The 11029-nt window shown below is 59.9% G+C and carries 7 protein-coding genes and 2 pseudogenes; 6 read left to right on the forward strand and 3 right to left on the reverse strand.

The window, feature by feature from the left end:
* Together K359_RS62460 and K359_RS65225 are read right to left on the reverse strand one after the other, a co-directional pair.
* Window positions 1-165, reverse strand: a pseudogene (locus K359_RS62460) (IS66 family transposase); the annotation flags it as partial.
* A 47-nt stretch (window positions 166-212) separates the two neighbouring features.
* Complete coding sequence (locus K359_RS65225) at window positions 213-659, reverse strand: transposase (protein ID WP_084518783.1); 447 nt, start codon at window positions 657-659, stop codon at window positions 213-215.
* A gap of 651 nt (window positions 660-1310) precedes the next feature.
* Here K359_RS65225 and K359_RS55605 point away from each other — a divergent pair.
* From K359_RS55605 to K359_RS0144250, 5 genes are all read left to right on the forward strand, one after another.
* A complete protein-coding gene (locus tag K359_RS55605; protein ID WP_051346778.1) occupies window positions 1311-2510 on the forward strand; it encodes a site-specific integrase in 1200 nt (399 codons plus the stop codon).
* An 841-nt stretch (window positions 2511-3351) separates the two neighbouring features.
* Entirely contained in the window at window positions 3352-4710 is a 1359-nt protein-coding gene (locus tag K359_RS0144235; RefSeq protein ID WP_245284913.1) for a hypothetical protein, read from the forward strand.
* 260 nt (window positions 4711-4970) lie between these two features.
* On the forward strand, window positions 4971-5429 hold the full coding sequence (locus tag K359_RS0144240; protein WP_029084820.1) for a hypothetical protein: 459 nt from the start codon (window positions 4971-4973) through the stop codon (window positions 5427-5429).
* Between the two features lie 141 nt (window positions 5430-5570).
* Entirely contained in the window at window positions 5571-7307 is a 1737-nt protein-coding gene (locus tag K359_RS0144245) for a type I secretion system permease/ATPase (RefSeq protein WP_051346779.1), read from the forward strand.
* 53 nt (window positions 7308-7360) lie between these two features.
* Complete coding sequence (locus K359_RS0144250) at window positions 7361-8779, forward strand: HlyD family type I secretion periplasmic adaptor subunit (protein WP_245284914.1); 1419 nt, start codon at window positions 7361-7363, stop codon at window positions 8777-8779.
* A 15-nt stretch (window positions 8780-8794) separates the two neighbouring features.
* Here the strand turns inward: K359_RS0144250 and K359_RS0144255 are convergent, their stop codons facing one another.
* Complete coding sequence (locus tag K359_RS0144255; RefSeq protein ID WP_029084823.1) at window positions 8795-9577, reverse strand: response regulator transcription factor; 783 nt, start codon at window positions 9575-9577, stop codon at window positions 8795-8797.
* 1205 nt (window positions 9578-10782) lie between these two features.
* Between K359_RS0144255 and K359_RS0144260 the strand changes: the two are divergent.
* Window positions 10783-11029: pseudogene (locus K359_RS0144260) on the forward strand (IS481 family transposase); the annotation flags it as partial.

Consider the following 11029-nt stretch of genomic DNA (forward strand, 5'->3'; position numbering starts at 1 on the left):
CTCGATCCGCAGCTCGAGATGCGCGACCAGCGCCTCGTTGTTCGACAGCTCCGCCTGCGCGCTGGCAGCCATCGCCTCAGCTCGCAGCCGCGCCTCACGCTCGGCCTGCAGCGCCGCCAGGGCACTGACAAGGTCCGATGGAAGATCGTCCGGCTTTGATATCACGAAGCCATTGAATCAGATCAAGCAGCAGATTCAAACCTGCAAAACGACTAACCGACCCGCGTCGGACGCTGGGTTTCTTGAGGGTTGCGCCAATCGATCCCGGACAACAGATAGCTCAATTGCGCCGGAGAGATCGTTACCGATTCACCGGCAACCGATGGCCAACCTTCCTCTCTCGAGTCTTTTGGTAAACAGGCATGCTCCGCCGCCGGTGCCGCACGCTCCGTCGTCGACTGGACCTCCGACACAATCCGGGCCGGCACAAATCCACCCACCTGACAGCCGCCAAACCGTCCTTCGCGATAGGCCTTGCGCCACGAAAACAGAAGCTGTTTCGAAAGCCCATGATGCCGTGCTGTCGCCGACACCAGCCGCGGACCCGAAAAACTTTCCTCGACAATCCGCAGCTTCTCGGCAGCCGACCAGCGCCGACGCCGACCAGTCTCCACAATTTCAAGCCGACGCACTTGGCGACCATCAGTAAGGATATCCATACCGACAGTCAGCTTCAGACCGGATAAACTCGCAAGACGGCCGTCCTCGGACGAGTACTATCACTGTCCATAGGGCCCTCAACAACACGCATCAATCGGCAAGCGGCCTTGACCTAGTTAGGAAAAGTAAAATGTCCTAAAGGAAATTGTCAATTGGCACTGACTGCCTCTAAGTGGTGTGCGAGCATTTATGCTTGCTTTTCCAACGGACAGGCCATTGTGGTCAGTGAAACGACAATCGAGACGCTACGCTCGGTAGATCCTTGCGCACCTATCCGACTTGAGCTCGCCGCGAAGCTTGCGTTTCCTGACGGATCAATGACGGCTTCGGGATTGCGGCGCGAGGCTACCCGCGGCCGATTAGTCGTTGAGCGCGTCGCCGGCAAGGACTACACAACCCTGGAGCACATTAGACAAATGAGAGAGCTGTGCCGCGTCCGAGCAAAAGAGACCGGCCTCGCAAAGGAAGCATATGGAACCAGCTCCGCAGTAGAAGGCTCGTCAAGCAGGCCATCTGACTCCACCAGCACAGCGCCTTTATTATCGGCGCAGGAGGCGTTGCGGGCACGTCTGCAGCGAACCCGCCTCAAGAATCCGAGCAAATGATAGCGAACGTACCGTTATTCGTCCACAATGTGTTGAATTGGAAACATGCCAAACTCTAGCAAGGGACCACGCCTTTGGAAGCGGCCAGCGGAGCCAGGACGGCAAGCGCTATGGGTCGTCAAAGATCAGGGCAAGCGCATTTCCACCGGATGCGTTGCAAAACCATTTGAGGTCCATCCGCCAGAAGCGGCAGAGCGTTTTCTTGCCGACTACATCTCGGCGAAATACGCCCCTGAACGTACGATGAGGGATGTAGATCGCATAGCACTCGCCGATGTTTTGCTTATTTACCACACCGACCGCCGCGATCAGTTTGAGGACAAGCTCCAGCAACGTCGGTTCGATGCCTCCGTCGGGAGGCTCAACGAATATTTCGGCAATTGCAAGCTTAGCGAGATGTCTCAGGCTCTAACGGACGGCTACGTGAAGCACCGAGGCAATTCTGGCGGAGCACGTCGAGACCTTGAGAACCTAAGAGCTGCTATTAATCATCACGCCAGACAAAACCTTCATCGTGCGGTGATTAACGTGATGCTCCCCCCAAAAGGGCCGGCACGAGAAAGATGGCTCGAACGAAGTGAAGCTGCTCGGCTGCTTTGGGCGGCTTGGCGGCATCGTGAGGAGCAGACCATCCATCGCGGCAAGAACAAGGGAATTAGGATCAAGACGGAAAAGCACACGCTCCGTCATGTTGCTCGTTTCATCCTGATCGGCCTGTATACCGGCACCCGAGCCGCAGCAATTGCGGCATCCTCGCCCAAGCGTGAAGAAGGTCGCGCATACGTCGATCTACGAGCCGGAATCTATTTCAGGCTTGCTCGCGGTAAGCGCGCTACGAACAAGCGGCAGCCTCCTGCCCCCCTCCCTGACCGTCTGCTCGCTCACATGCGACGATGGGTGGACAAGAAGATAATCAGAACGTGTTTCGTCGAGTGGAATGGCCAGCCTGTTAAGTCGGTGAAAAATGCGTTTGCCCGGGCCGTCCAGGTGGCAGGGCTCGACCTTACCGATGGCAACGTGACGGCACACGTTCTGCGCCATACCGCTGCAACTTGGCTCATGCAACGCGGCGTCGATCCCTGGGAAGCTGCGGGATTCCTGGGAATGTCGGTGAAGGTTCTAATCGATACCTACGGCCATCATCACCCTAACCACCTGCGCGGAGCGGCCGACGCAATCACGCGGAAGGCCCGCCCCCCTTCCGTTCTTAAGGCCCAGCCCGCGGACCGGTTGCGGACCGGTTGACCGTGAACAAACGTGGATTTTGTTACCGGACGCGACTGAAAACCATTAAAAAAACATAAGCTTAGAGGGCGACCAGACCGCTCATAACGGTCTGGTTGCAGGTTCGAGTCCTGCCGGGCCCACCAATGAGATCAAAGGGTTGTAGCCAGTCCCGCACAAGCCAAAAAAGCGCCGCCACAGTTTTCGCCACAGATACGCGCTCAGTCCGTTCCGTTGTCATGCCTGGACGAACCTGGTTGGACGGTTCTTGTTTTTCCAATCTCGCGAGCTCTCACGACGTTGAGCAACGCAATAACCATCTCTCTGGTCGATAATTGGCACAGGCCTACGAACGATTAACGACTCAAGTCTATTCCACCCGACATGATGATCCGTGAGCTAGGTAAGCTGTTGCTTCAGGGTGGGGTGCGCGTGGCAGTCGCGAGCCTGGCGACGCTGTGTATCGCCGGTGTCCTCTACCTCGTTGCAACCCGCGTACAATCTGAAAAGCGAACGTTCGTCGAAGTGTCAACAAAGCCGAGCTGCCCGCCCAGCCAATGCCGAGCGAAAGCGCCGGGCGGTCGATGATCGTCCGACATCTGCTCTGAAAACCATTCGTGTAAGCGAGGCCTTCCCTGGCCAATCGGCTCAGCGGCAGGGGGATTCGCACTTTCCAGTCCCGGCCCGCACGAAGTCAGAGGGCTATAACCGCACCCAAACGGATGTAGCCGATGTTACGGCTCCCACACGAAGCGCTATATCCAAACTGACGGCTGGGCTTTCCACCTTCCCTGGATGACATTCTGTCCGGAGTGCAGAACCCGTCCGATTGCGCGGAGCGATTGCGATGAGGAAGGCTATGATGGATTTTTCACGGATGTCGGATGGAATCCGGCTGCATCACGCCTCTCTTCACCACGATGGGTACGATGGTGACGATGAACCGGGCCCTGCGCCGAGCGCCCCGTTCGCGACTGACGCGGTCGGCGGAGCTGCCCTGGTTCATGGCACCGGCCCACTTGCAGGCCTTGGAGCGCACCCGGCGAGCGCGCATACCCAGCATCATGACTCCCATCCGGTTCAATCCGAGCATCCCACCACGTCCGCTTCCGGCGCATCCCATCCCGGGACGGACATTGCCAAGGTCGAGAGCGGAGCGAACACGGCCGGGAACGGCGGAGATGGCTATTTTTACGGGGGGATCATTCACGCGTCGGTGCTGATCTATGAACCGATCAACATCTCGGTAAGCTTGGGATACGGCTCGGTCGCCCTGGCCAGCCAGTCCAACAATCTGAATGTCGATCAATCCGCCTTTCAGATGGCCGGCGTCGGCGGCCATGGCGGCAATGACAACATTGGATCGGGAGGGAGCGTCAGTACTTCCTCGGGCTTCAACGTGATCGCGACCGGCGACAACAGCGCCGGAAACGGCGGCAGCGGCTATTTCTCGGGTGCGTTGGTGGACGCTCCTGTGGTGATCTATCATCCGATCAATATTGCGGTGGCGGGCCCGGGCGGCACTGCGCATGCAAGTCAATCGAACACCGTCGACATCGATCAATCGGCCATACAGATCGCGGGCGTCGGCGGAAGTGGCGGAAATGGCAACGTGGCCGCCGGCGGCAGCATCATCACGCTCGACCCCAGTTGGGGATCAAACGGAGGGGGCGTCTCGGACTTTCAAACGGGCGGAAGCCAGGCCGGCAATGGCGGCGACGGCGTGTTCTACGGCGGACTCGTCCATACCTCCTTCGTGCTGTACGCCCCGATCAACATCGCAGTCGCGGGCTATGGCTCCAACGTTCATTCGGTCCAGACGAATGACGCCGACGTGGATCAATCCATAGTTCAGATCGCCGGCATTGGCGGACACGGCGGCAATGGCAACGCCGCGACGGGCGGCCATGCAAGCCTTCTTTCCCACGGCTTGTGGGGAGGCTCCGACACGATTGCGACCGGTTCGAACGGCGCAGGCAATGGTGGCAACGGCTATTTTGCCGGAAGCCTGGTCGATGTCAGCGTCGCCATCTATGCACCCATCAACATCGCAATCGCAGGTCCCCATTCGACGGCCCTGGCCGATCAGGTCAACAACGTGCACATCGACCAGAGTGCGGTGCAGATCGCCGGACTTGGCGGAGACGGCGGCTACGGCAATCTCGCGCTGGGCGGCGATCTTACCGCCCACCTTCTGTCAGACCTTCACCTGATGGGATAGCGCAACATCAAACCGCTCGCGCCGGCCCGATCGGAAGGCGGCCCTGTGCATACGAGCTCACCCAAAGGCACCGTCCCCTGACGTTTCGAGCTCGGATGTTGCAGGAATAATGACATACTTTCGTACGTAGATCGACCGAACCGGATGGTGTCCGATTTGACATCTATCGTCATCGCGCATGGGCGGATCAGACTTGCCGCGCGCGTCCGCCTGATCGGGATGGATGATGCGAGACAGCCAACAGAAGCACGGAGGCTCACATGTTGCCCAAGGCGATTCACATCTCGGATTCGATCGAATTCAAATCGATCAACACCGGTGGTCAAAGTGTCGGAAATGGCGGCGATGGTACCTTCAAGGGAGCTATCATCAGCAAGCCGACGGTCAACTTCGATCCGACCAACAAGGCAGAAGGCGCCGATGTGCATGTGAGCACCGGCGATCACGTGACTCAGAAGGCGGATTGGGACGCCGGCGGCGCAAACGCGACAGCCTCGTTGTTTGCGAAAGCCAACGGCGGAGCCGCCGAGTCGAACGGAAGCCAGAAATCCTACAGCGGCCATGATACTTCCAAGGTATACGCCAATACGGATGCCACCCAGATCAACAAGCTCACGGTGGACCAGCATCAGGATGTCCTGGCCGGCATCGGCGGCAATGGCGGAGACGGCAACGCCGCGTTGGGTGGAGAAGTGAGCTTCCATCTCGATACGCTCTGACCACCGGTTCGTCCGACTGGCAGGACCGGTGGCCACCGCCGCCGGTCCGGGAGTTCAAGCGAATGCCCCGCCGATGCCGTTGGCTGATGACGCCGACCATCGAGCAAGTGCGTCGGACCTCGATTTCAGGCGGTGACGATCATGCTGATGCCGCCCATTCAGATGCCCATCCTGCCGCAGATCCGGACACCACTGCATGCGGCCCTCTGGTCCTGCGCGGGACCGCTCGGTCTCGTATTCGCGTATAGTTGCAGCTACAATCTGCTTCTGTTTGCTCCCTCCATCTACCTTCTTCAGATCTACGACAGAGTCTTGTCGAGCCGGAGCGGCGACACACTGCTCCTGCTCACGCTCATTGTCGCGATCACGGTGGTGGTCGGAGGGGTGTTCGATGCATTGCGCCGTGCACTGCTGGCGCGCCTTGGCGCCTGGCTCGACGATCGGCTCCGTCCTTGCGTGCTTTCGGCCGGCCTCGAATCCGCGTTTCGCAGCGATTGGACGCAAGCATCCGGCACATATCGGGATCTCACCGTGCTGCGCCAATTCATTGAGTCTGGCGCATGTCCGATGCTGTTCGACGCGCTCTGGACGCCCTTGTTCCTTCTTGTCCTGTTTCTCATCCATCCCTTGCTGGGCGTAGTCGGTGCCTGCTGCGTAGCCTTCCTGTTCGCTATCACCCTTGTCGGAGATCTGGTCACGGAAGACGTTCTGCTCAGATCCGGCGCCGCACTGTCCAGAAGCTACGGCCGCCTCCAGGCTGCCGCTGGCAACATCCACATGATCCGCGCCATGGGAATGCTCGATAGCGCTGCGCGTATGATCCATCATGACGCGCAGGAGGCGCGCAGGGAGCACGACGCGGCAATCCGGCGGGGCGAGATCGTCATGCTGGTCACCAAGCCGGTCCGCGCGCTATCACAGGTCTTGATCATGGGGGCCGCCGCGTGGCTCGTGCTCGATCACGGGAAGAGTCCGGCAATCATCTTCGCGTCCATGCTGATGTTCAGCCGGGCACTCGCGCCGGTCGAAAGTGCGATCGCAGGCTGGAAGTCGCTCGCGACAGCCGCGAGCGCCTGTCAGCGGCTCGGCGCGCTTCTCGCCGCATTCCCCGCCGCCGGGCAGCGAGATACGGAGATTTCGCCGCGGCAAGCCCGGAGCGGTCTCGTCGTCGAGAATGTCGGCGTGAGGCTTGCGGGGACCAATCATCCTCTGCTGAACGGCGTCTCGTTCACGCTCGCGCCCGGAGAATGCCTCGGCATTGTCGGTCCGTCCGGGTCAGGCAAGTCCCTGCTTGGCCAGGTGATCGCCGGGCTGTCGATGCCAACGCATGGCCGTGTTCTTCTCGACAATACCGACGTCTCGCTGCTTCGCGAAGGCCGAAACGGCCACCATCTCGGCTATCTTCCCCAAGACATCAACCTGATCGGCGATACGATCAACGACATCATCGCGCGCCTCGATGACGCCGATCGGCGGAAGGTCGCCGAAGCGGCCAAGCTCGCCGGAATCCATGAGGCGATCATGCGCCTGCCGCAGGGTTACGACACGGTGGTCCACAGTGAGAAAGTCTTCTCGCGCGGATATCGGCAGCGCCTGGGTCTGGCCCGCGCCTTTTTCGGCAGTCCACGCCTCGTCGTTCTCGATGAGCCGAACGCCAGCCTCGATTACGGGGGCGAGCGAATGCTGCTGGATGCCATCCAGCACATGAAGCTCGCAGGTGTGATCCTCGTCGTCGTTACGCACCGCATGGGTCCGCTGGCAGCCGCGGACAAGATCGCCATCATGGAAGACGGTGCGGTCGTCGCGTTCGGCGACAGCGAGGAAATTTTCGAACGGCATCTGAGCCGTCCCCAGCTTACATCGCAGATTGCGCCATGATCTCGAGCTTTTCTCACTATCTGGGGAAACTTCCAGCGGTCTCGAGACTCCCCATGATCTGGGACCAGGTCATGCGAACGCCTGCAAGGCCCCCGTTGGCCGGACAACTTGGAGCCGTGGTTACCGCAATCGATGATTTCGAGCCTCTTGAATATCCATGGTGCTCGACACCCACGCCGATCTCTCCGCGCCGGAGGCTTCGCGGTATCATGCTCGCGGGCAATCTGCTGGTGGCCTTCTTCATGGTGGGGCTTGGCACATGGGCGAGCCTCGCGCCGCTCGAGAGCGCCGCGATCGCGTCCGGCGTCGTGGAATCAGAATCGAGCCGCAAGACAATTCAGCATCTGGAAGGCGGTATCGTGAGGAAGATCCTGGTTTCGGACGGCGATATCGTGCGAAGCGGACAGATGCTGATCGCGCTGGACGACACTCGAGCCGGTTCGGAGGTGCAAAGCCTTCAAGGTCAGTTGTGGGATGCAATTGCCCGCGCGGCACGGCTTCAGGCCGAGCAGCAGAGATTCGAAAGGATCGCGATCCCGAGCGCGCTGGAACAGGACACCAGGCAGAATGGAGTGGCCGCCGCAGCGCTGTCGGCGCAGCAGTTCATTTTTCAGGCACGTCGGCAGGTTCACGAGTCGCAGCTTGCAGTCATTCGCGAACGAAGGCTTCAAGTCGAAAAGGAGATCGAAGGTCTCAGGGCCCAGGAGAGCGCTACCAGGCAGCGAATCGACATCGTCCGGGAGGAACTGGACATGGTCACGACCCTCGTCAACAAAGGACTCGAACGGCGGCCGCGACTTCTGAACCTTCAGCGCGAACTGGCCGACGTTGAGGGTCGCCGCGGCGAGATCACCGCACAGATTTCCCGCGCCGGGCAGGTCATCAGCGAGCAGCAGGCGACATTGTTCAAGCTAGAGAGCGACAGGCAGAACGAGATCGCGCAGTCGATTCGTGAAGCGCAGAACCAGATATTCCAGCTCCGCGAGCGGTTGCTTGCGGCCAGGGATCAGCTATCGCGAACAGAGGTCAAGGCGCCTGAGGATGGCGTGATAACCGACCTGCGGGTCCATACAGCCGGCGGCGTCATCGGGGCGGGTGCGCCGCTCATGGACCTGGTACCCCGGCAAGACCGCCTCATCGTGACCGCCCGCCTGAGACCCGAGGACATTGATGTGGTTCACCCCGGCCTCAATGCCGAGGTGCATCTCGTACCGTACAATCAGCGTCGCGTGCCGCGCCTGAAGGGGACTGTCGTGCATGTGTCCGCTGACCGGCTTCTCGACAAGCATACCGATCAGCCATACTACGCAACCAGGATCCGGATCGACGACGCGCAGATCGCAGAAAACGACATCCGGATCGTCCCCGGTATGCCGGTTGAAGTGTTCATCACGACAGGGCGCGGCACCGTCGCACTTTACGCACTCAGGCCCCTGCTCGATAGCTTCCGCGGTGCATTCAGAGAGGATTGATGCTGGTTAAGGTGACTAGGTCTCCGTCGTCAGAGCTGCGCCCGGCTCGAGATCGCGACTCTGCGCGGGCAACCGGCCGCGCCAACGGAGGACCGCTTCCGTGCGATTGTGGGCGGCACATTTCCTCATGATGTGCTGGATGTGCATTTTGACGGTGCTTTCCGATAGGTTCAATTTGGCGGCGATTAGCTTGTTGGGCAGGCCGAGTTCCAGTTCCGCCAGAACGTGCTGCTCTCGAGGCGTGAGATCGGCCACGCTCCTGTCGATAGCCAGCCTGGCTGCCTCGTTGATCAGATATGCGGACGCAAGCCCGCGCGCGTCCGGCGGCTCGAAATCCGGCATTTTGTTCATCCCGGCGACGGGCAACGGCCTGTAGACACCGCCGACGAGAACAAGGCGCAGGCCAGCTATGGCGATCTCGATCGGTAGCGAGGTGGAAAGAAAGCCGCGCACGCCCCGCTGCATCGCGGCCTGCACGGTCGGCTCGTCGTCATGATTTGACAGGACTACAACGGCGGCGTTGGGACAGCACTCCGCAACGAAGGCAAAATCGTCCTCAACCGAGGGATCGCCGATGGGCTTGTCCGCGATACTCAGCACCACCAGACGAACGTCACGGGCTGACGTGCAGTCCAGGCTTTGGACTGTCGCCATGTCAAGGATCTCAAGTTCGTCGAGTTCCCGCCTGAGGACGTTCAGAATGCATGTGCGAGGTAACAGGACCGGCTCGACGATCACCAGAACCGGCAAGTGAAGGGATTCATTGAGCCGCTTTGAGGAGTGCGCTATGTCGTGCATGATTTCCCCGAAGTTAAAAGAATTTCCGCGATATTCCCATTTCGCCTCTCGTGATGCTGCATTCGTCCTGAATGCGGTAACTACGAGAGTACAGCGCCAGTGTTGGTGCCGTATCCACTACGGGATCGCTTGGCACGGGATCACTTGGCGCTTGGCTGGAAATTCTTTCCGCTCAAATCATTTGGGCGCATACCGCGCGGTGACGCAGTCGACGCATTCCCTAATTGCATATATTTCGATACGCGATTGAAGCCGCCGACCCTGACTTGCCGTCGACGACATATGCTTCATCCTCCTTCACGAGATACAGAAACGGCCTATCTCCAGTCTCGCTGCCTGACGCGCTTCTTCCTTTCACACGCCCGCAGATCGTATCCACGGGGCGTCCAAGCGTGTTCTTTCGCATTGCGCGCTTCATATCGCTAAATTCGACCGATCCTGGATCCCCCATCCTCGTCGCGATCGTTACCTTTGCCTTGTCCAGGACGGGATCTGATGTGCCCGCGGGGCGTTGGGATGGCGAGACGCTGATCCTCGTTCGCGGAGCTGCCGCTTTGGTGAGGTCGGTCGATCCCCGCTTCTTCGGGGGTTTCTTGCCGGACCTTGCCGGGGGGGCAGAATTCGATTTGACGATCGCAGGATCTGGCGCCGATGCCGCTGGCATTGGCTGCACGGGTTGGACGACGGCAACCCTGTCGAAACAGGGTTGTGACGCGCACCCGAGGAAATATCCTCGGGAAGGCGCAACCAAGCCAAAGCCGATCAAGACTCCTGCCAGCACTCCAACAAAAAGCAGTCCCATCCGATTCCCCTCCTCGGGAGCTCGGCTCGCACTCGTAACTAGGACTAATTCCGCGCTGGTGGTCCTATCTGTTGCGCAAAAGCGTTAAACGCTCATTAAGCGCACGTGCGGCCGTTCGGCACGTGCCGTGACCGGCTGAACAGGGCCGCCAGATCCGCGACGATTTGCTTCAAAGGCCGATCGTGAACGCAATCATGCCCGATTTGGTGCGCTCTAGGGTTCCCGCCATTGGTTCTGCCGCGGGCGCACCAAGGACATCGATCGCTCATTCGGTCCTGCTTGGTCGGTCCTGCTTGGCCGGATCCGGCGTCTCCTCCCTTGTTCTCGCGGCCACCAGCCTCTCTAGGTGTTTAGTCCCAAGCTTTGATGGTGCATTCTTATCGCACGATTCGAAGGATGCGCTATGGGACAGGTTTTACACGGCTGCGCCACCACGACGGAGGCAATCCGTCGAGCAATACAAGATAGTCAAGAGAGCCTGAGAGCGCTCGCCAGGCGCTACGGGATCAACCAAAAGACCGTCGCGAAGTGGAAGGGGCGCGAGACAGTCGCCGATCTCCCGACAGGCCCAACGGAAGCCAAATCGACCGTGCTTTCCATCGAGGAGGAGGCGATCATTGTTGCTTTCCGGCGGCATACGCTATTGCCGC

This window comes from Bradyrhizobium sp. th-b2 (assembly GCF_000426785.1).
In the GTDB taxonomy this organism is placed as follows: Bacteria; Pseudomonadota; Alphaproteobacteria; order Rhizobiales; family Xanthobacteraceae; genus Bradyrhizobium; species Bradyrhizobium septentrionale.

Coding starts and splice junctions, on each gene's coding strand:
- K359_RS65225 (WP_084518783.1), bottom strand. CDS start 659: ATGGATATCCTTACTGATGGTCGCCAAGTGCGTCGGCTTGAAATTGTG.
- K359_RS0144250 (WP_245284914.1), top strand. CDS start 7,361: ATGATCTGGGACCAGGTCATGCGAACGCCTGCAAGGCCCCCGTTGGCC.
- K359_RS0144240 (WP_029084820.1), top strand. CDS start 4,971: ATGTTGCCCAAGGCGATTCACATCTCGGATTCGATCGAATTCAAATCG.
- K359_RS0144235 (WP_245284913.1), top strand. CDS start 3,352: ATGGATTTTTCACGGATGTCGGATGGAATCCGGCTGCATCACGCCTCT.
- K359_RS55605 (WP_051346778.1), top strand. CDS start 1,311: ATGCCAAACTCTAGCAAGGGACCACGCCTTTGGAAGCGGCCAGCGGAG.
- K359_RS0144245 (WP_051346779.1), top strand. CDS start 5,571: ATGCTGATGCCGCCCATTCAGATGCCCATCCTGCCGCAGATCCGGACA.
- K359_RS0144255 (WP_029084823.1), bottom strand. CDS start 9,577: ATGCACGACATAGCGCACTCCTCAAAGCGGCTCAATGAATCCCTTCAC.